Source organism: Flavobacterium sp. (genome assembly GCF_040383245.1).
Taxonomy (GTDB): Bacteria; Bacteroidota; Bacteroidia; order Flavobacteriales; family Flavobacteriaceae; genus Flavobacterium.
The window spans coordinates 103321-124755 of the sequence record NZ_JBEIDX010000004.1; the positions used below are offsets into that span (position 1 = coordinate 103321).

Below are 21435 nucleotides of genomic sequence, written 5' to 3' on the forward strand. Positions count from 1 at the left end.
TTTATATTTATTAATCAATGAATTAAATGACAATTGATTTTCCGTGGCTTGCTATTCCTTTATCTGAAGTCATGTAAAAATCAATTCTACCGAGATTCAATCCGTAGCAACCCACTTGATTAATTAGTACTTCTTTACCATCTAGATTTTTTTCAATAACTGGTTTGTCAAGAAAGGTATGGGTATGTCCTCCAATAATTAAGTCAATGTCTTTCGTTTTTTTGGCAAGCATAAGATCGCAAACTTTGTTTGGTTCTTCTTTGTAATTATAGCCAATATGAGATAAACAAATTACTAGGTCGCATTTGTTTTCATGTTTTAAGATTCGAGCCATATCTGTAGCTGATTCTATTGGATCGTTGTAAACGGTTTCTTTACAGTTTTTCTTGTCTACCAAACCTTGTAATTCAACACCTAGACCAAATATTCCAATTTTAACTCCGTCAACATGTTTAATTTGGTAAGGTTTTACATGACCATCTAAAACCGTATTTTGAAACCCATAATTAGATACAAAATCAAATTTTGCATTAGGCATTTGCGCAAGAAGTCCGTCAATTCCGTTGTCAAAATCATGATTACCAAGAGTCACAACATCATAGCCCATCATGTTCATTAATTTGAACTCCAATTCTCCGCCATAATAATTAAAATAGGGAGTTCCTTGAAAAATATCTCCAGCGTCAAGTAAAAGCAAATTTGGATTTTCTTTACGAATGGTTTCAATAATGGCAGTTCTTCTAGCCACGCCACCCATTCCGGGATTTCTAGGGTGATTGTCAGGAAACGGATCGATATAACTGTGCACATCATTGGTGTGCAATATGGTTATATGTTTGACATTATCACTTTTAAAACTACTTAAGGAGAAACTTGTTAATCCTAAAAAAGCAGAAGTTGCAGCTGTTTTTTGTATAAAATCTCTTCTTCTCATTGCTTTATTCTTTAGTGATTCTTATGTCTTTATTTATTACAAGCGTATCTACATCTTTAAAATAATCAATCATAATATTACGCAGTTTGTAATTTAAATCATGGCGTTCTACATTTTGTTTAAAAAACTCCATGTTATCTCCGCCATTAGATAAATAGTCTGAAGTTACCACATAATAAATAACATTTTCTTCTAAAGGTTTACCTTGTACATTAATATTTATAGGTTGTTTATCTTTAGAAATCGTAAAGGTCATCCCCGACAATGGGTGAGGTTTCTTTTCAGAAATTATATAATTAGCAATAGCAATTATTTGTTCTTTTTTTAATCCAACCACAACTGCACTATTTTGAAATGGCATAACTTCGTATGCATTTCTGGCAGTTACATCGCCTTTGGGTAGAATTGTTCGAATGCCACCATGGTTTAAAAAACAAACATCAATTTTTTTATTTTCTCTTTTTTGAAAAATAGGATTACTTTTATCCAAAGTGATGTCAGCTAGAAAACAACCTATATTAGTTTGTAATTCACCTTTAGATTTGTCTAAGTTTTCAGGACAATAGGCTAAAACTTCATTTAGGTCTTTGTCAATGTGTTCTCTAAAGGGTTTAATGTAGTTTTCAATTTCTGGAACGGCACTTTGTTTATCTTTTATGCCTATCTTTTTGCCTTCAATTTTAGTCACATAATAGGGGTGACTCGCACATGCAATTAAAAGTGAAAATGTTAATAATAAAACAAAATGTTTCATTTCAACGATATAGTTTTTTAGTTTTACCATTATTATACGACTAAAATCAGTTAATTTTGTAACCTGGTAAAAGTACTATGTTTTTAAATAATATTAAGGAGTTTTGGGTAAAAAAAATCGTTAAGAAAAAGTTACTAAATGTGAACCATTTGGAGACAAATTCAGTTATTACCAAAGTTGGATTAGTAATAGACGAAACCTATTTTTTTGACAAAAATGAACTTCTTAATCAGTTAATTAATAATGGGTTACTTAAAGAGAATATTTCGGTTTTAGTTTTTAGAAATGTGATTAAGAAAAATGATAATTTGGAATTTCCAAGTTTTTCCTATCATGATATTAGTTGGTCTGGATTGATTAATAATAAAGAAGTAACAGATTTTATTGAAACAGAATTTGATTTATTGATAAGTTATTATGATGTTGAAAAAGCAGGATTAATGCAAATAACCAATCTTTCAAAAGCTAGATTTAAAGTTGGATTTTCAAGTATTGATAAACGAATAAATCATTTTATGATTGATACTAACGCTGAAAATTATGAGATTTTCGCTACCGAATTAATAAAATATTTAAAAATATTAAACAAAATATAATATGCAAGCATTAATTGGAACTGGTGTTGCACTTGTAACGCCATTTAAAAAAGATTTTTCAGTTGACACCGAAGCGTTAACTAGAATTGTAAATTTTCAAATAGATAACGGAATAAATTACCTAGTAGTTCTTGGTACAACAGCCGAAAATGCTACTTTAAGTCAAGAAGAAAAAGAATTAGTAATACAAACTGTTGTTGCTTCTAATAATAAAAGATTACCGTTAGTTCTTGGCGTAGGTGGAAACAATACACACAAACTTGTTGAAGAATTGAAAACAAGAGATTTTTCAGATTTTGTTGCTGTGCTTTCTGTTTCTCCTTATTACAACAAACCATCACAAGAAGGAATTTACCAGCACTTTAAAGCCATTGCAGAAGCTTCGCCTATCCCTGTGATTTTATATAATGTGCCTGGTAGAACAGCATCTAATATGTTGCCTTCAACAGTAATTCGTTTGGCTAAAGATTTTAAAAATATTGTTGCAATTAAAGAAGCAGCTGGTGATATCGTTCAAGCGATGAAATTAATTCAAGAAAAACCAGAGGGGTTTTTAGTAATTTCTGGAGATGATATGGTTACTTTACCAATGGTATTAGCCGGTGGAAGTGGAGTTATTTCGGTAATTGGAGAGGGATTTCCAAAGCAATTTTCTAAAATGGTACAATTGGGATTACAAAGAAAAGTAGATGAAGCTTATAAAATTCATTACCAACTTGCCGATGCTATTGATATGATTTTTGAACAAGGTAATCCTGCTGGAATTAAAGAAGTTCATAAATTACTAGGATTGTCTGAAAACACACTTCGATTACCGTTGGTGAATGTTAATGCTGATTTGTCAAATAGAATTTCAAATTTCATTAAGGATCTTCAGTAATTATTTGAAATAAAACAATAAAAAAACCTTTTATATTAACTAATAATTAACTAGTTTTGCAGTTCGTTTTTTGGGACCTAAAAAATCCAATAAAAAAATAACGAAATCCATTTATAAAATAATGAAAAAAATAATTTCTCTTATCGTATTAGTTGCCTTTTTTTCGTCATGTAGCGAATATCAAAGAGCATTAAAAAGTGAGGATATTGCAGTTAAATATGCTTCATCAGAAAAATTGTATGATAAAGGTAAATATGAAAAAGCAATCAGATTATTTGAACAAATTGCCCCTTCATACAAAGGGAAGCCTCAAGCAGAGAAATTATTTTATATGTATTCACAAGCCTATTATAAAACAGAACAATTTTATTTAGCAGGATATCAATTTGAAAGTTTTGCTTCAAGTTATCCAAAAAGTGAAAAACAAGAAGAAGCACTTTTTCTTAGCGCTAAATGTTTTACAAAATTATCGCCTATTTATAGTTTAGATCAAACAGATACTGATAAAGCAGTTGATAAGCTTCAAAATTTTATTGATACGTATCCAAATTCATCTTACATGGCTGAGGCAAACACCTTAGTGAAGGAGATGCGTTACAAAATTGAAAAAAAAGCATTTGAAAATTCAAAACAATACAATACAATATCTGATTATAAAGCAGCTCAAATTGCTTTAGATAATTTTATTTCAGATTTTCCTGGAACGCCATTTAAAGAAGATGCCTTATATTTGAAATTAGATTCAGCATACAAATTAGCAATTAATAGTGTTACATCTAAAATGGAAGAACGATTGAAAAACGCAAAATCTGCATACTATAGTTTGACTAAATTTAAAGCGGACACCAAATACAAAAATCAAGCTGACGATATGTTAGCTAAAATTGATAAAGATTTACAACAATTTTCTAAATAATATATCCATGGATTTAAAGAAAACTAATGCGCCAGTGAATACAATTACCTACAATAAAAATGTTATTGAAGAACCAACTGGTAATGTATATGAGGCAATAACTATTATTGCAAAAAGATCTAATCAAATTAATTCTGAAATTAAAAAAGAACTAATTGAAAAATTAGAAGAGTTTGCTACTTACAATGATAGCTTAGAAGAAGTTTTTGAAAATAAAGAACAAATTGAAGTTTCTAAATTTTACGAAAAACTTCCAAAACCTCATGCACTTGCTGTGCAAGAATGGTTAGATGGAAAGATTTATTACAAAGAATAAACAAACCAATAACGAGCTATGTCTGTATTAAGGGGTAAAAAGATTATACTAGGTGTATCTGGTGGAATTGCCGCTTATAAAACAGCAAATTTAGTTCGATTATTTATAAAAGCAGGTGCTCATGTCCAAGTGATTATGACACCTGCTTCTTTAGATTTTGTAACACCCTTAACGCTGGCAACACTTTCAAAAAATCCTGTGTTTTCTGAGTTTTATGATGAAGAAAATGGATCTAAATGGAATAACCATGTAGATCTTGGGCTTTGGGGAGATATTATGGTAATTGCTCCTGCAACGGCCAATACCTTGTCAAAAATGGCTAATGGCACCTGCGATAATTTATTGTTGGCTACCTATTTATCTGCTAAATGTCCTGTTTATTTTGCTCCAGCTATGGATTTGGATATGTATAAGCATCCTTCAACGCTCCAAACTTTTGCTACATTAACTCAATATGGAAATACAATTATTCCTGCAGAAAGTGGTGAATTAGCAAGTGGTTTAAGTGGTGAGGGAAGAATGGCTGAACCAGAAAATATTGTAGCTTTTTTAGAAGCCGATATCTCAAAGAATTTACCTCTTAAAGGAAAAAAAATACTAATTACTGCTGGTCCAACATACGAAGCAATAGATCCTGTGCGTTTTATTGGTAATCATTCCTCAGGAAAAATGGGTTATGATTTGGCAAACGAAGCTGCTGGTCTTGGTGCAGAAGTTATTTTAGTGTCTGGGCCAACAAGTCTTAAACTGAATAATGATTCAATTAAGTTGATTAATGTGGTTACTGCTAAAGAGATGTATGATGCATGTATAATTCAATATGAGCATATGGATGTAGTAATTGCCGCTGCTGCAGTCGCAGATTACAGGCCTAAGACAACCGCAGATCAAAAAATTAAAAAATCAGAAAATGTTTTTTCTATTGAACTTGAAAAGACTAATGATATATTGGCTACTTTAGGTGAATTAAAGAAAAATCAATTTCTAATAGGCTTTGCTTTAGAAACAGAAAATGAAATTGAAAATGCTAAGTTGAAAATTCAGAAAAAAAACTTAGATTTGATAGTTTTAAATTCGCTTCAGGATGCTGGAGCAGGTTTTGGAGGTTTAACAAATAAGGTTACATTTATAGATAATAACTTTAATATCGAGCCTAAAGAATTAAAGTTGAAAGAAGAAGTGGCTTCAGATATTTTGAATAAAATAATAAATCATTATCATGCGTAAAATTTTTAGCATTCTATTTGTATGTCTTTTTTCATCTGTTTATTCGCAAGAACTTAACTGTAAAATTGTTGTGAATTATGATAAAATAACGAATACCAACAACCAAATTTTTAAAAGTTTAGAAACTTCATTAAGTGAATTTGTAAATAAAACAGTTTGGACAGAAAAATCATACAAACCGAATGAGAAAATAAACTGCTCAATGTTTATAACCCTCAATTCGTATAATTCCAATAATTTTGAAGCTACTATCCAAGTTCAAAGTTCACGACCTGTATTTAATTCAAGTTTTACTACTCCGGTTTTGAATATCAACGATACAGATTTTAACTTTCAATATGTTGAATTTCAAAATTTGTTTTTTAATCCAAACAGTTACGAATCTAATTTAATCTCAACAATTTCTTTTTACTGTTATATTATTTTAGGATTAGATGCTGAAACTTTCGAACTGAATAGTGGCTCAGAATACTTTCAATCTGCACAGCAAATTCTAAATTTGGCTGCGCCTAGTGGAGGCCCAGGATGGACTCAAACTAGCAAAACAAACAATCGTTTTTATTTAGTTACCGACCTAATGTCATCAACTTTTAAACCAATAAGAGAGACATTATTTCAATACCATTTTAAAGGGCTGGACATGATGAGTAAGGATTTAAAAACTTCTAAAGAGGCAATTTTAAATTCTTTAAACAATTTAAATTCTTTGCATCAAATTAGACCAAATGCGTATTTAACTAGATCTTTTTTTGATGCTAAAGTGGATGAAATTGTATCGATTTTTTCTGCGGGACCTTCTGTTGTTTTAGATGGATTTGTTGATAATTTATCAAGAGTTTCGCCTACTAATTCTTCAAAATGGGTTAATATTAAATAGGAATTCAATCTATGATAGTGTCCTTATCCATCGAAAATTTTGCTTTAATTGAAAAATTATCTGTCCGGTTTTCTGATGGATTTTCTGTTATTACAGGTGAAACCGGAGCTGGAAAATCTATTTTATTAGGAGCTTTAGGATTGGTGTTAGGAAAAAGAGCTGATTTATCTTCGCTAAAAAACAAAGAGGAAAAATGTATTATTGAAGGGCATTTTCAATTAAAAAACTATAATCTTAAATCTTTTTTTGATGATAATGATTTAGATTATGAAGAAGAAACAATAATAAGAAGAGAAATACTACCTTCAGGTAAATCAAGAGCTTTTGTTAACGATACTCCCGTTAATTTAAACGAATTACAAGAATTAAGTAATTTTCTAATTGATATCCATTCGCAACACCAAACACAGGAACTTTCTGATGACGGTGTGCAATTTCAAATTATAGATTCAGTAGCTTCCAATTTTGATGTTTTGAAAGAGTATTCAATACATTTGAAAGAATATAAAAAACTCAATTCGGATTTACGGGATAAAAAAGAATTATTATTGTCTATAGCCAAAGAACAAGATTACCACTCTTTTTTATTAGAAGAGTTGCTTGCTGCAAAACTTAAATCTGGTGAACAGGAACTACTAGAAGCACAATTTGAAAAACTTAATAATGTTGAGTTAATTAATGAGAATTTAGCTCGTATACTTTCTCTTTCAAATCAAGAACCATTTGGTGTAATTCAAAGTATTAAAGATATTAAACTATCAATTCAAAAAATAGCTTCTTATTCTCAAGAATTCAGTGATTTAAGTAATCGAATTTCGAGTTTGTTAATTGAGTTTGATGACATTGAAAAAGAAATTTCTTTGTTAGCCGAATCTGTTAATTCCGATCCTGAAGAGTTGCAATTAATTAATGAAAAATTACAGTTAATTTATTCATTACAGAAAAAACACCAAGTAAATACAGTTGAAGAATTATTACTTATTCAAGATGATTTGGATGCAAAAGTTGTTTCTTCTGTAACATTAGAATCTGAAATTAATTCACTTGAACTTCAAATAAAAAACATCGAATCTCAATTAAATGAATTAGCTGAAACTCTTCGCCAAAATAGAAATAAAGCAATTCCAATATTAACAGACAAATTAGAAGTTATTTTAGCTCAATTGGGTATGGTTAATGCCCGTTTCAATATCCAAATCATTAAGAAGGAAAATTACTTTTATAATGGTATGGATGAGATTCAGTTTTTATTTTCTGCAAATAAAGGATCTGATTTTGGATTGTTGAAGAAAGTTGCATCAGGAGGGGAGATGTCCCGAATTATGTTGGCTGTAAAATCAATATTATCGCAATATTCGAAACTACCAACAATTATTTTTGATGAAATTGATACCGGTGTTTCTGGTGAAATTGCCCATAAAATGGGTGATATTTTAAAACAAATGAGTGAAAACATGCAGGTTTTTGCCATTACCCATTTGCCGCAAATTGCAGGTAAGGGAAAAGAGCATATTAAAGTTTACAAAGTAATAAAAAACGATCAAACTTTGTCAGAATTAAAATTACTTACAAAAGAAGAACGGGTTATGGAAATAGCGCAAATGCTATCGGGTTCTAGTGTGTCGGAATCCGCATTAAATCATGCCAAGGAATTGCTTAACTAAAAAATTGATTTATATTTGTTTGCTCTTTTTTTGAATTAAAAACAGCAAATAGTAAACAAGAAATTACTCAAATTATGATTATAGAACCAAGAATGCGTGGCTTTATTTGTTTGACAGCTCATCCAAAAGGTTGTGAACAAAATGTAAAAAAACAGATTGAATATGTAAAATCAAAAGGTCCAATTGATGGTGCCAAAAGAGTATTGGTTGTTGGTGCATCCACAGGATTTGGATTGGCTTCAAGAATTTCTAGTGCTTTTGGTTGTGGTGCTTCTACAATTGGTGTTTTCTTTGAAAAACCACCAACAGAAGGTAAAACTGCTTCTCCGGGTTGGTATAATTCTGCTGCCTTTGAGAAAGAAGCTCAGAATGCTGGTTTATACGCAAAGAGTATTAACGGAGACGCGTTTTCTAAAGATGTAAAACAACAAGTAATTGATACTATAAAAGCAGATTTAGGTCAGATTGATCTAGTTATTTACAGTTTAGCTTCTCCGGTTAGAATGCATCCTGATACTGGTGTTTTGCATCGTTCTTCATTAAAACCTATTGGTGGAACTTTTACTAATAAAACGGTTGATTTTCATACGGGTTTAGTTTCTCAAGTTTCAATTGAGCCTGCTGTTCAAGAAGATATTGATAATACCGTTGTAGTAATGGGGGGTGAAGATTGGGCTATGTGGATGAACGACCTTAAAGCGGCTAATTTATTAGCGCCTGGTGCTACAACAATTGCTTATTCTTATATTGGACCAGCAGTTACCGAGGCTGTTTATAGAAAAGGAACTATTGGTAGAGCAAAGGATCATTTGGAAGCAACTGCATTTACAATTACGGATTCTTTGAAAGATATTAACGGGAAAGCTTTTGTTTCTGTTAATAAGGCATTAGTTACACAAGCTAGTTCTGCTATTCCGGTGATTCCGTTATACATTTCATTATTGTATAAAATCATGAAGGCAAATGGTATTCACGAGGGTTGTATTGAGCAAATTCAGCGTTTGTACAGCCAGAGATTGTATACCGGAAAAGAAGTTCCAACTGATTCTGAAGGAAGAATTAGAATTGATGATTGGGAAATGCGTGATGATGTTCAGGCTAAAGTTGCGGAGTTATGGACTAAAGCAACCACAGAAAATCTTTCAGAAATAGGGGATCTACCAGGTTACAAGCAAGACTTCTTGAATTTATTTGGTTTCGGATTTGATGGAGTTGATTATGATGCTGAAGCCGATGAGATGGTATTGGTTTCAAGTATTGAATAATTTTCAATTTAAATTTATATAAAAGTCCTGCTTTGGCAGGACTTTTCTTTTTTAGAAATACTATATTTGTGAAAAAAATTTCAAATGTATTTTTCCATTATTATTCCTGTATATAATAGACCTGATGAAGTAAACGAACTATTAGAAAGTTTGTTGAAATCAACATATAAAGAAGAATTTGAAATAGTAATTGTAGAAGATGGCTCCACTATTTCTAGTGAAGAAGTGGTAGCTAAATTTTCAGATAAATTTAATATTAATTATTTTTTCAAAGAGAATTCTGGTCCTGGCGATTCAAGAAATTATGGAATGTTAAAGGCAAAAGGTGATTATTTTATCATTTTTGATTCTGATTGTATTATTCCAGAAAACTATTTACAAGAAGTTGAAAATGAATTAAATTCTAGTTATGTTGATTGCTACGGCGGTCCTGATGCTGCATTAGATTCGTTTTCTAATATTCAAAAGGCAATTAATTTTGCCATGACTTCAACAATTACAACGGGAGGAATAAGAGGAGGTTCAGAAAAAATAAGCAAATTCCAACCTAGAAGTTTTAATATGGGAATTTCTAAAAAAGCATTTTTAGAATCAAAAGGTTTTGGAAATATTCATCCCGGTGAAGACCCAGATTTATCCATTCGTTTATGGAAATTAGGTTATGAAACTAGATTGTTTACTAATGCATTCGTGTATCATAAAAGAAGAATTGATTGGGAAAAATTTAGTTTACAAGTATCAAAATTTGGTAAGGCAAGACCAATATTAAATTCTTGGTATCCAGAATACAGTAAAATAACTTTTTGGCTTCCTACCTTTTTTGTAATTGGTTTAATAGCTTCTTTTGTATTAATCTTTGCCCTTTTTGATTGGCCTTTAAAATTATATTTTCTCTATTTCTTAACGATTTTTATTCTTTCTAGTGTTCAAAATAAAAGTTTATTAATCGGTTTACTAACTGTTGTTGCAGTTTGGAAACAGTTTTTTGGATACGGATTTGGATTTATGACTTCCTATTTTAAAATCCATTTTTTAAAACAACAACCTCAAATTGCTTTTCCGGAGTTATTTTTTAAAGTTAAAACTACTTCCGATAATTTCAATCAATCGACAATTGTAATCGAAAGTGAAGAGGAAAAGGTTAAGCCTAAAAAGGTTGAAATCGAAGAAATAAGTTCAACAGAAGAAAAGAAACCTAAAATTATTGGACTTACTGGTGGTATAGGTAGCGGAAAAACTAGTGTTGCCAATTATATTCAATCAAAAGGAATTCCGGTATATATTTCTGATTTAGAAGCCAAAAAGGTAATGGAATTACCAGAAGTCATTACTGAAATTGAATCCAATTTTGGTGAAAGTGTTGTTACTGAAAATCGAACTTTAGACAGAGAAAAATTGGCATCAATTGTGTTTAATGATCAAGATAAATTAAAATTACTTAATTCAATTGTTCATCCCGCAGTTAAAAGAAACTTTGAGCGATGGGTTGTAAAACACAAAAATTATTCGTATCTTGTTAAAGAGGCTGCAGTACTTTTTGAAAGTGGAAGTTATAAAGATTGTGCAGCGGTCATTACCGTTTGCGCTCCAGTTGAAACTCGAATTGAAAGGGTTATTCAAAGAGATAAAACAACTAGAGAAAAAGTACAACAACGAATTAACAATCAACTTACAGATGAACAGCGTATTGAAAAAAGTCAGTATGTAATTAATAATGAAGATTTTGAACAAACTAAGATTCAAGTAGATGATTTACTTAATTTATTGAAAAATATATAATAAATAGTATCAATGTTAATGTTTGGTTAATACATTAACAGCATAAATGTTAAAATTATAAATTTGAATCATGAATAAGTTTGTTTTTAGATTATTAGTCTTGTTGATGAGTTTGTCCTTAATAGGTATAATTTTGGTACAAGTTTATTGGTTTCATACTTCTCTAGAAAACAACGAAGAACAATTTCGTTTTCATGTAAAGCAAGTATTAGCAGATGTTTCTAAAAAATTACAAAAACAAGAAGAGTATTCCTTTTATAGTAAATACAAAAAACTTAAGGATAGTACAGGTAAGGTACCCTTAAAAAATGATTTACTTGAATATGGATACTACCAACGAAATTCAAAAACAAATCAAACCATAATCTATTCGAATAGTATTCTGTCAGAAGATTATGACATTTTTTCAACGTTCTTTGATAAAAAAGCAGACAGCATCAAAATTAAAAGTTATACTGCGAAACGTAAAACTGAAATTTTCAATAATAATTCTATTGATAATTCTCAAATTCAAAACAAAATTACTCCCGACATAACAATTGAAAAATCGGGAAGTGTGGATATTTTGGAAAGTGCGCAATTTGAAATTGCATACAAAGATATAGCGGCTAATTTTTCTATTCAAGATCGAGTTTCCAAAGAAATGTTACAGAAATTATTGGAAAACGAATTGTTAGAATACGGAGTTAATACGCCCTTCGAATTTGATGTTTACAGTAACGGATTGGCAACCAAAATTAAATCAGATCATTTTACCTATGATAATTATGCCACTTATTCTATTCCAATCTTTATTGATAATGATGGAAATAATAAGTATTCGTTATTAGTTACATTTCCGCAAAAGAAGAAATTCTTGTTTTCAGAAATATTAGGTATTACTTTATTGTCGGTAATTTTCACCCTAATAATTATTATTGCCTATGCCAATGCCTTGCAACAATTAATAAAACAGCGTCAGATATCTGAAATAAAAACTGATTTTATTAATAACATGACCCACGAGTTTAAAACACCTATCGCTACAATAAATTTAGCTTTAGATGCCATAAAAAACCCTAAGGTTATTGATAATAAGGAAATGATATTACGCTACTTGCAAATGATAAGAGATGAAAATAAAAGAATGCATGCACAAGTAGAAAATGTACTAAGGATATCCAAATTAGAGAAAAAAGAATTAGATATCAGTAAAGAAACTCAAAATATTCAGGACATTGTAGAGACTGCAATTGATCATGTACATTTAATTATTGAAGATCGTAATGGAAGTATTACAACCCATTTTGAGGCTATTAGAACTTCAGTTTTATTAAATGAAATGCATTTTACTAATGTTTTAGTTAATATTTTAGACAATGCTATAAAATATTCACCTGAAAATCCGGTTATAGATATATATACTGAGAATGTAAATGATTTTATCTTAATTAAGATAAAAGATCAAGGTGCTGGAATGACAAAAGCAGCTCAAAAAAGAATTTTCGAAAAATTCTATAGAGAACATACCGGCGACTTACATAATGTGAAAGGCCATGGTTTAGGTCTTGCTTATGTAAAAAGAATTGTAGAAGACCATAATGGTCAAATTTTCGTTGAAAGCGAAAAAGGAAAAGGAAGTACATTTATTATCAAATTACCATTAATAAATTAAAAATTATGGAAGCAGAAAACAAAAAAATATTATTAGTTGAAGACGACCAAAACTTTGGTGCGATACTAAAAGACTATTTAATGCTAAACGACTTTGATGTTACTTTAGCTAAAAATGGTATGGAAGGTTTTGAAAAATTCAAGAAAGATACCTACGATTTGTGTATCCTTGATGTTATGATGCCCTACAAAGATGGGTATACTTTAGCGAAAGAAATTCGTGAAAAAAACAAAGAAGTGCCTATCGTTTTTCTTACTGCAAAAACCATGAAAGAAGATGTGCTTAAAGGGTATAAAGTTGGTGCAGATGATTACCTTAATAAACCTTTCGACTCTGAGGTATTGTTGATGAAAATCAAAGCAATCATGCAACGTAAATCTGCCGAAGTAAAACCAGAAAATGTACAATTCGAATTTCAAATTGGTAAATTCCATTTAAATTCTAAACTTCGTTTTCTTAACTTCCCAGGAAACGAGCCAATTAAATTATCTCCAAAAGAAAATGAATTGCTTAAAATGCTTGCCATTTATGTAGAAGATTTGATGCCTAGAGAGTTGGCGCTTACCAAAATTTGGAGAGATGATAATTACTTCACTTCTAGAAGTATGGACGTATATATCGCCAAGTTGCGTAAATATCTAAAAGAAGATCCAAATGTTGAAATTCTAAACATTCACGGTGAAGGATTTAGATTAGTCGTGAAAAAATAAATTAAGAAACTCCAAGAAATTGGAGTTTTTTTTTATCGTTATTTGAAGCCAATCCAGCTATCCATTACAAGTTTGCTTCGCAAAGCTTTTCATTACTATCTGGGCTAGGGCACTGGGTAAGAATAATTTCTGAATTAATATTCAAGTTCCAATGCAAAGCAGGTTTTTCCTTCTTTGCTTATTGAAAAAGTTTTATGGTTTCTATTTATTTCAATAGCGTCAAGATAGGATACTTCTTTTAGGTAATTCATATCAAAACTTTTAATTTTCTTTTTAAGAAGCAGTTCAGGTTCGAAGCAATCCAAACACCATTCTAAATATTTTACACTGTTGGCATGATTTACAATATCTAAATCCGATAATTGCACAACCCGTTGTTGAATTAATTCAAATTCCTGTGCAATATTAATTTTAGAAAATCCTGTTTCAACAGCCATTATATCTGCATAAATTTCAAAATGTTCGTGCGGTAAAGCTAAATTTTCAGGTCTGCGGGTATTCGTGTTAAATACCGCCCAAAAGGTTTCGCAGCCCACCATTTTTTCATCTCCAATATAAAGTTCAAGGCAACGAGTAGAACGCGAGTTTTCTAATGAATTGATCCAAGTTTTTACCGTCACTTTATCCTTCCATTTTGGCAAACGATTAATTTCAATTCTCATTTTACTCAACACCCATGCTTGGTCATGTGCTTGCATGTCGCTAAAGCTAATTCCACCAAGTTCTGAATGTGTGGCAGCCGTAAGCTGAAATAAATTACATAATTCAGTATATTTTAAATACCCATTAGGATAGCATTGCAAAAAATTAATTTCCCAATCTTTGTTAAGTATCGAAGTGAAGTTGGATGCTATTGGCATTTTTGTATAAAATTTTCTATGTAATTAGTGATCTCTTTTCTATCGGTTAAATAATCAAACCATCCAGCTTTTTCTGTTCTTTTAAACCAAGTCAATTGCCTTTTTGAAAAGCGTCTGGTGTTTTTCTTGATTTCTTCAATGGCGAAATCTAATGTATTATTTCCTTCAAAATAATCAAACAATTCTCTGTAACCAACTGTTTGCAATGCATTTAATTCTTTGTTTGCAATAAGTTTTTCAGCTTCCAACAATAGGCCTTCCTCCATCATCATATCAACTCTTTGGTTGATTCTGCTATACATAATTTCTCTGTCGGCTTCTAAGCCAATTACAATAGGAGTGAAGTTTCTAATGTTTTCTTTTTTATTTATATACGAAGAATAGGGCTTTCCTGTTCCCAAACACACTTCTGCAAATCGCATCATTCGATGTGGATTTTGAAGTGTTTGCGGATTGTTTTCTATTAAAAAAGAATAATAATCAGCATCTAATTTTTTCAATATATTTTGAAGGTATTCTAAACCTTTTTCTTCATAATCAGATCTAACTTTCTCACGGATTTCTGAAGCTATGTCCGGAAAGGTATCCAATCCTTTTAAAACCGCATCCACATACAAACCAGAACCACCAACAAGGATTTGAATGTTATTTTTTAAGAATAACTCATCTAATTTAGCCAAAGCCTCTTTTTCAAAATCACCAACCGTATAATTTTCAAAAATTGATTTATTTTGAATAAAATGATGGGTCGCAGCTGCCAATTCTAGATCACTTGGAACTGCAGTGCCAATTTTCATTTCTTTATAAAACTGCCGACTGTCACATGAAATTATTTCGCAACCAAAATGGTTAGCCAAGGCAATGCTTAATGCGGTTTTGCCTATTGCTGTTGGGCCAATAATGGTAATTAAATAATTCTTTGAATTCATTAGAAATTAATAATTTTCAAGACTTTGTTTTTTCTTAAGTAACCTTGGATGATAGTGCGAGTATCTCGGTTATTTTGCATCGGAATTAAGATGTTTTTAAAAACCTCCATATTGGTAATTTGATAATTTAAATCAAAAAAACAATAGCCTTTATATATTCCGTTTTCAATTAATACCGCGCTTCTTTCATTTATTTTTCTTCCTCGATCTACAATGATACGATTTTGATTATTAAAGCTCATCTCATTAAGAAATTCTTCAACTCTTTCATTGTATACTTCAGATGTTTCTTTACCAAGGCAGGCGCCATTGCATTCATTTATTTTGTGCTGAAAACAACCATTTTGGGTTTCGTACAATCCATTTAATTTCTGACATAAATTATACTTTTCAGTTATTCTAAATAAAGAATTTTTTCCTTCTTGTAAAGTGGTGTACGAGGTTATTTCTTTCTTTCTACCATCTGCTTTTTGAAGTTTTAAATTCAAATAGCCTTTATCATCAAGCACTTCATACAATGCCCACTGAAAAATACTTTTTCGTTGCGCTCTGTTATGAATGGGTTTATTGATTTTAATTTCTTCGCTTTCTTTTAAAAGTGCTACGAGTTCACTTCCAGTTTCTTCATAAGTTACCGTAAATACTTGCGCCTGTATTTTTTTGCTCTTATTGTTTTTACCTGTAAAATGTTGGTTAACTCGTTTCTTAATATTTTTACTTTTTCCGATATAAATTAAATCTCCTTTTTCATTATGGATATAATAAATTCCGGTTTTATTTGGTAAACTTTCTACGATATCCAATAGTTTTGGAGAAAGTCCACTTTTAATCTCTGCTTTGATTAATCCAATTACTATTTCTTTTTCTGAATCTTTAGCTAACAATAATTGAAATAATTTAACGGTAGCCAATGCATCTCCACTCGCACGATGCCTGTCGGACATTGGAATGCCTAATGCACGAACCAGTTTACCTAAACTATAAGAGGGTTGTTCTGGAATTAATTTTTTTGCTAGTTCTACTGTGCATAGAGTAGGTTTTATAAAATCATAACCTAACCGATTGAATTCAGTTCGTAAAATTCGATAATCAAAAGAAGTATTGTGGGCTACTAAAATGCAATCGTCTGTAATTTCAATAATGCGTTTCGCCACTTCATAAAACTTAGGGGCCGATCGTAACATGGCATTATTAATACCTGTAAGTTTTACCACAAAAGGTTGAATGGGCTTTTCAGGATTTACTAAACTAATAAATTGATCTACAATATCGTAACCGTCATATTTGTATATGGCAATTTCGGTAATTCCTTCTTCATTGAATTGTCCTCCAGTGGTCTCTATGTCAAGTATTGCATACAAATTCTAATGTTGATAATTTCTATTCCCAAAGATACTACTTCCAATTCGAACCATTGTGCTTCCACATGAAATGGCAAGTTCATAATCGCCTGACATTCCCATAGAAAGCGTTTCAAACTTTAAGTTTTCTTGATTATTAATAGTGTTGAAAATGGTTTTTAAATGCTGAAATTCTGCTTTAATTTGGCTTTGATTTTCGGTAAATGTTGCCATTCCCATTAAACCAACAATTTGAATATTATGTAATTCTTTAAATTCTTTAGAATTAATTAATTCAAGTAATTCTGTTTCATCTAAACCAAATTTTGTTTCTTCATCGGCAATGTAAATTTGAAGTAAACAATCAATTTTACGGTTATGTTTTAAAGCTTGCTTATTGATTTCTTGCAATAATTTCAAACTATCAACTCCATGAATTAAACTTACATATTCAGCCATGAATTTGACTTTATTAGTTTGAACATGTCCAATCATATGCCACTCAATATCTTTGGGCATTTGTTCCCATTTATCGGTCATTTCTTGGATTTTGTTTTCGCCAAAAACTCGTTGACCTGCTTGGTAAGCTTCCATTAAATCACTAACAGGTTTGGTTTTAGAAACAGCTACCAAAGTTATATGTGCTGGAAGTTGGGATTTTATTTGAAGTAAATTTTGGGCTATTGACATAATCAAAATATATATTTAACAAAAGTAGTTAAAACTAAGCAGTCTTAGTTTTATTACAAAAAAAAAGTGCTTGATTTATCAAGCACTTTTTAAGAAAATTTTATTGAATTATTTTTTTTCTTCCATTTTTTTTCCTGCACAACATCCACCTTTTTTCTCTTTATCGCAAGATTTTTTTTCTTTTGAGCTGCACTCTTTTTTCTCTTTGTCTTTTGGTTTTTGCTCTTGAGCATTAACATTACCAGCAAATAAGAATGCTGCGATAGCCATAGCTGAAATTACTTTTTTCATTTTTTTATTGTTTTTAAATTAATTTATAAAGATTGATATCAAATGTATCAAAAAAATAATATGAATATTAAAAAAATATCATAAATTTTTAATCCTATTTATTTTTTTGGTATTCCGCATCCATTTGAACTGCAACCGAAATTAAAAATTGCTTGAACCAAGAAAAACATCCCAAATACCAACAAGTACCATTCAAATTTTTCAAATGCTTGAGTGAATAAAATTAAGGCAAATCCCAAACGTACAATTCGTAGTAGATTCCAATTAGTTAATATTCTGTTTTTCATTATTTTAATGTTGAAGGGCAAACAAAATTTGTTGTTTTTATACCTGTTTTTTTTATGGCATTAAAACCTCCATTTACATTTATTACATTATCATATCCTCTTGCTTTTAATATAGATGCTGCAATCATTGATCGATATCCTCCAGCACAGAATAAGTAAAATTCTTTGTCTTTTGGAAATTCTGATAAATGGTCATTTAAAAAATCCAATGGTGTAGAAGGTGCTTCATTTAAATGTTCAGCAATAAATTCACCTGATTTTCTTACATCAAAAACTGTAATTTCTTCTTTTAATTTATCTTCTAATGTTTCTGCTGAAATGCAGTTAACTGAATCTAATTCAAAGCCAGCTTTCTCCCAAGATTCAATTCCACCATCAAGATATCCAATTGTTGCATCGTAACCAACACGTGCCAATCTTTTTATTGTTTCTTCCTCTTTATCTTCTGGAGTTATTAATAATATTGGCTGTTTGAAATCTAAGATTAATGCACCAACCCACGGAGCAAAAGTACCGTTTATCCCAATAAAAATAGAGTTAGGAATATGACCTTTTGCAAAATCATTTTCATTTCGAACATCTAATATCAGGGCGTTGGTTTCATTTGCAACAATTTCAAAATCTTTAGCACTTAAAGCTTTAGCATTGTTAATGATGGTTTCAACATTTTCATATCCCTCTTTGTTTAATTTCACATTCATAGGGAAATAGGCCGGAGGAGGTAATAATCCATCGGTAACTTCTGCAATAAATTCTTCTCTAGTCATATTAGCACGAAGTGCATAATTGTTTGCCTTTTGATCGCCAATTGTCCCTACAGTCTCTTTACTTAAATTTTTACCGCAGGCACTTCCTGCACCGTGAGCAGGGTAAATAATTACATCATCTGCAAGTGGCATAATTTTAGTTCTGATACTATCAAACAAGGTTCCTGCCAATTGTTCTTGCGTCATGTGCGCAGCTTTTTGAGCTAAATCGGGTCTTCCTACATCACCTAAGAAAACGGTATCTCCACTAAATAATGCGTAATCTTTTCCGTTTTTATCTTTTAATAAATAACAAGAACTTTCCATTGTGTGACCAGGAGTATGCAAACAAGTAATTGTAATTTCTCCCAATTGAAATACTTGTCCATCTGTTGCTACAACAACCTTATAAGTTGGTGTAGCTTGTGGTCCAAAAACAATCGGAGCTCCTGTTTTTTCAGAAAGTGTGACATGTCCGCTTACAAAATCGGCATGAAAATGGGTCTCAAAAATATATTTAATTTTAGCTTTGTCTGCATTAGCTCTATCTATATAAGGTTGTACTTCTCGTAATGGATCGATTATAGCAACCTCACCATTACTCTCAATATAATAGGCACCTTGAGCTAAGCATCCAGTATAAATTTGTTCAATTTTCATCTTTTTATAAATTTTATGTAAAATTAGAGTTGTTCCCCTAATTAATAAGTAACAGTTGTTACAAAGTTATGAAATAATAAGAGTTTAGAGGAAAAGTTCTTTCGTGATTATATAAACTCCCATTGCTAATACAAACCAGCCAAAACTCGTTTTTAATTTGTTTCCATCTATTTTTTTTGATAAAAAACTTCCAATAAATACACCTAGAATAGAGCAAGCTGTGAAAGTTAAGAGTAAATTCCAATCGAGAATTTGATCACTTCTTAAATCCCCAATAAAACCTATTAATGATTGTGCAGCCACAATAAATAATGAAGTGCCAACGGCTTTTTTCATTGGAGTATTTGCTAAAAATAATAATGCAGGAATAATTAAAAATCCGCCACCTGCTCCTACAAATCCAGCTATTAAGCCAATTAGGATTCCTTGGAAAAATATTTTACGGTAATTTAATTTTTGATATTCTTCTTTAATTTCAGTTGGCATTGGTTTGATCATTCTTACAGATGCCATAATCATTACAATAGCAAATACTACCATAATGAAAACCGACTTATGAAGGGTAAACACCGATGTTGAAAATAAAATTTCAGGTATATTAGGTACAATAATTCTTCGGGTTACAAAGACAGAAAGCAGGGTTGGAATTCCGAATAAAAGTACTTTTTTATAATCAACTAAATTTTGTTTGGCTTTTTGTACACCTCCAAATATAGCTGTTGTTCCTACAATAAATAGGGAATAGGCAGTGGCTAAAATGGGTTCAACTCCAAGTATATAAACTAAAATTGGAACAGATAGAATGGAACCACCACTTCCAATTAATCCTAAGGTTATTCCTACAATAGTTGCAAAAAGATAACCAATTAATAGTTTTATTTCCATTTATACTTTGGGGTTTTATTAGTAATTGTAAAATTACAATATTTATGTTTTATAACATCAATTCAGCTTTCAATCTTTCAAAGTAATGACTCCTTGTCTTAATCTAATTCGATTTTTTTGTTCAAATACTTTTAATAATCTCGATATTACAACTCTAGAGCTATTTAAATCAAATGCAATTTCTTTATGTGTACAAAACAATTCTCTCGATTTATTAATTTTAGATTTATCAATTAAGTAGTTCCATAATCTATCTTCTAAACTTAAAAATGCAATTGAATCAATTGCGGATAACATTTCTTTTAATCGGTTGTTATAGCTTAAGAAAATAAAATAGCGCCAACTAGAAAAAGTAGTTAACCATTCTTCCATTTTTTCAATCGGAATTAAAATAATTTGACCAATTGTCTCAGCTGTTGCTCGAATTTCACTTTTGCTTTTGTTCAAACAACTCGTTAAAGTGATAGCACAAGTTTCTCCTTTTTCAATAAAATATAACAGCAATTCACCTTGGTGTTTATCCTCTCTAGATATTTTAATTGCCCCACTTAATAGCAGAGGTATTGCATTTGAAGCATTTCCAATATCCAAAATAATTTCGCCTTCAACAAAATCTTTTACTATTGCAAATTTGACGATTTCATCTATTAACTTTTCTTCGAAAATTGAATTGAAAATTGGTGTTAGAATTTGCTTCATTTATGTTTTTATGAAGGCATTTTCATACATTTCAACCCATTGTTGTGGGGTAATTTTTGATAATAATTCGCCAATTAATTCAAATGGAATGGCCTCTATTTTTTTGAAACGAATACAACCTTTTCCCATATCTAACTTGGCAGTGCTGTGTTTTGGATATTCCTCAACAAACCAATTGTATAAATTGGAATCGGCATAAAGGGCCATATGATAAATGTTGATAGAATTTTTTTGCGAAGCAATATTTAAAAAGGGCAATGGTAATTGTGGTGTGCAATGATATCCTTTTGGATAAATTTCATGAGGAACAACATAACCAAGCATACCATATGAAATGACTTCTTTAAATCCGTTAGGTAAATTTTTAAATGCAATTTCTCGAAGTTTTATAATTGCTACTTTTCTATCTTCAGGTAACTCCGATATATATTGGTCAGGGGTTTTTGCTTCCGATTTCATATTTTGGGGATTTATTT

Annotated in this window: 23 protein-coding genes and 1 pseudogene; 12 read left to right on the forward strand and 12 right to left on the reverse strand. The window is 30.7% G+C overall.

Translation table 11 applies throughout. The features are described from left to right. Positions 1 to 22 precede the first annotated feature (22 nt). Entirely contained in the window at positions 23 to 934 is a 912-nt protein-coding gene (locus ABWO08_RS03335; RefSeq protein ID WP_353083635.1) for a bifunctional metallophosphatase/5'-nucleotidase, read from the reverse strand. Between the two features lie 4 nt (positions 935 to 938). Beyond that, entirely contained in the window at positions 939 to 1688 is a 750-nt protein-coding gene (locus ABWO08_RS03340) for a 5'-nucleotidase C-terminal domain-containing protein (RefSeq protein ID WP_353083636.1), read from the reverse strand. Positions 1689 to 1765: 77 nt separating this feature from the next. Between ABWO08_RS03340 and ABWO08_RS03345 the strand changes: the two genes are divergently transcribed. The 12 genes and pseudogenes from ABWO08_RS03345 (at position 1766) to ABWO08_RS03400 (ending at position 13572) form a co-directional block, all read left to right on the forward strand. Further along, positions 1766 to 2284 (forward strand): DUF6913 domain-containing protein, encoded by a 519-nt coding sequence (locus ABWO08_RS03345; protein WP_502902947.1) that lies wholly within the window; start codon positions 1766 to 1768, stop codon positions 2282 to 2284. A 1-nt stretch (position 2285) separates the two neighbouring features. Then, entirely contained in the window at positions 2286 to 3164 is an 879-nt protein-coding gene (gene dapA, locus ABWO08_RS03350) for a 4-hydroxy-tetrahydrodipicolinate synthase (protein ID WP_353083637.1), read from the forward strand. Between the two features lie 121 nt (positions 3165 to 3285). Next, positions 3286 to 4080, forward strand: coding sequence for an outer membrane protein assembly factor BamD (locus tag ABWO08_RS03355; RefSeq protein WP_353083638.1), 795 nt, complete (start codon positions 3286 to 3288; stop codon positions 4078 to 4080). A 7-nt stretch (positions 4081 to 4087) separates the two neighbouring features. After that, on the forward strand, positions 4088 to 4396 hold the full coding sequence (locus tag ABWO08_RS03360) for a DNA-directed RNA polymerase subunit omega (protein WP_353083639.1): 309 nt from the start codon (positions 4088 to 4090) through the stop codon (positions 4394 to 4396). A gap of 18 nt (positions 4397 to 4414) precedes the next feature. Beyond that, entirely contained in the window at positions 4415 to 5623 is a 1209-nt protein-coding gene (coaBC, locus tag ABWO08_RS03365; RefSeq protein WP_353083640.1) for a bifunctional phosphopantothenoylcysteine decarboxylase/phosphopantothenate--cysteine ligase CoaBC, read from the forward strand. Next, entirely contained in the window at positions 5616 to 6500 is an 885-nt protein-coding gene (gene porD / locus ABWO08_RS03370) for a type IX secretion system protein PorD (protein WP_353083641.1), read from the forward strand. The genes coaBC and porD overlap by 8 nt, the downstream gene beginning before the upstream one ends. A gap of 11 nt (positions 6501 to 6511) precedes the next feature. Continuing rightward, a complete protein-coding gene (gene recN / locus ABWO08_RS03375; protein WP_353083642.1) occupies positions 6512 to 8164 on the forward strand; it encodes a DNA repair protein RecN in 1653 nt (550 codons plus the stop codon). Between the two features lie 74 nt (positions 8165 to 8238). After that, complete coding sequence (fabV, locus tag ABWO08_RS03380; protein WP_353083643.1) at positions 8239 to 9429, forward strand: enoyl-ACP reductase FabV; 1191 nt, start codon at positions 8239 to 8241, stop codon at positions 9427 to 9429. Between the two features lie 84 nt (positions 9430 to 9513). Then, positions 9514 to 10509, forward strand: a pseudogene (locus ABWO08_RS03385) (glycosyltransferase family 2 protein); the annotation flags it as partial. A gap of 123 nt (positions 10510 to 10632) precedes the next feature. Continuing rightward, entirely contained in the window at positions 10633 to 11208 is a 576-nt protein-coding gene (gene coaE, locus ABWO08_RS03390; protein WP_353083674.1) for a dephospho-CoA kinase, read from the forward strand. Positions 11209 to 11278: 70 nt separating this feature from the next. Then, positions 11279 to 12862, forward strand: a complete 1584-nt coding sequence (locus ABWO08_RS03395) for a sensor histidine kinase (RefSeq protein WP_353083644.1) — start codon at positions 11279 to 11281, stop codon at positions 12860 to 12862. A gap of 5 nt (positions 12863 to 12867) precedes the next feature. Next, complete coding sequence (locus ABWO08_RS03400) at positions 12868 to 13572, forward strand: response regulator transcription factor (RefSeq protein WP_353083645.1); 705 nt, start codon at positions 12868 to 12870, stop codon at positions 13570 to 13572. Between the two features lie 134 nt (positions 13573 to 13706). Here ABWO08_RS03400 and ABWO08_RS03405 read toward each other — a convergent pair whose 3' ends face one another. The 10 genes from ABWO08_RS03405 to ABWO08_RS03450 form a co-directional block, all read right to left on the reverse strand. Further along, a complete protein-coding gene (locus ABWO08_RS03405) occupies positions 13707 to 14432 on the reverse strand; it encodes an acyl-[acyl-carrier-protein] thioesterase (protein ID WP_353083646.1) in 726 nt (241 codons plus the stop codon). Further along, positions 14423 to 15361 (reverse strand): tRNA (adenosine(37)-N6)-dimethylallyltransferase MiaA, encoded by a 939-nt coding sequence (miaA, locus tag ABWO08_RS03410; protein ID WP_353083647.1) that lies wholly within the window; start codon positions 15359 to 15361, stop codon positions 14423 to 14425. The genes ABWO08_RS03405 and miaA overlap by 10 nt, the downstream gene beginning before the upstream one ends. Further along, positions 15361 to 16722: an exonuclease domain-containing protein gene (locus ABWO08_RS03415; RefSeq protein WP_353083648.1), complete on the reverse strand. Its 1362-nt coding sequence runs from the start codon at positions 16720 to 16722 to the stop codon at positions 15361 to 15363. The genes miaA and ABWO08_RS03415 overlap by 1 nt, the downstream gene beginning before the upstream one ends. Before the next feature lie 3 nt (positions 16723 to 16725). Then, positions 16726 to 17391, reverse strand: coding sequence for a YggS family pyridoxal phosphate-dependent enzyme (locus tag ABWO08_RS03420; protein ID WP_353083649.1), 666 nt, complete (start codon positions 17389 to 17391; stop codon positions 16726 to 16728). A gap of 108 nt (positions 17392 to 17499) precedes the next feature. Beyond that, positions 17500 to 17682: a hypothetical protein gene (locus ABWO08_RS03425; protein WP_353083650.1), complete on the reverse strand. Its 183-nt coding sequence runs from the start codon at positions 17680 to 17682 to the stop codon at positions 17500 to 17502. 98 nt (positions 17683 to 17780) lie between these two features. Then, on the reverse strand, positions 17781 to 17969 hold the full coding sequence (locus ABWO08_RS03430) for a hypothetical protein (RefSeq protein ID WP_353083651.1): 189 nt from the start codon (positions 17967 to 17969) through the stop codon (positions 17781 to 17783). Next, on the reverse strand, positions 17969 to 19375 hold the full coding sequence (locus ABWO08_RS03435) for an MBL fold metallo-hydrolase (RefSeq protein WP_353083652.1): 1407 nt from the start codon (positions 19373 to 19375) through the stop codon (positions 17969 to 17971). The genes ABWO08_RS03430 and ABWO08_RS03435 overlap by 1 nt, the downstream gene beginning before the upstream one ends. An 84-nt stretch (positions 19376 to 19459) precedes the next feature. After that, complete coding sequence (locus ABWO08_RS03440; protein ID WP_353083653.1) at positions 19460 to 20260, reverse strand: sulfite exporter TauE/SafE family protein; 801 nt, start codon at positions 20258 to 20260, stop codon at positions 19460 to 19462. 69 nt (positions 20261 to 20329) lie between these two features. After that, the gene (locus tag ABWO08_RS03445; RefSeq protein WP_353083654.1) at positions 20330 to 20959 is read right to left on the reverse strand and encodes a Crp/Fnr family transcriptional regulator; all 630 of its coding nucleotides are present in this window, start codon (positions 20957 to 20959) and stop codon (positions 20330 to 20332) included. Further along, complete coding sequence (locus ABWO08_RS03450) at positions 20960 to 21418, reverse strand: DUF1801 domain-containing protein (RefSeq protein ID WP_353083655.1); 459 nt, start codon at positions 21416 to 21418, stop codon at positions 20960 to 20962. Positions 21419 to 21435: the final 17 nt, after the last annotated feature.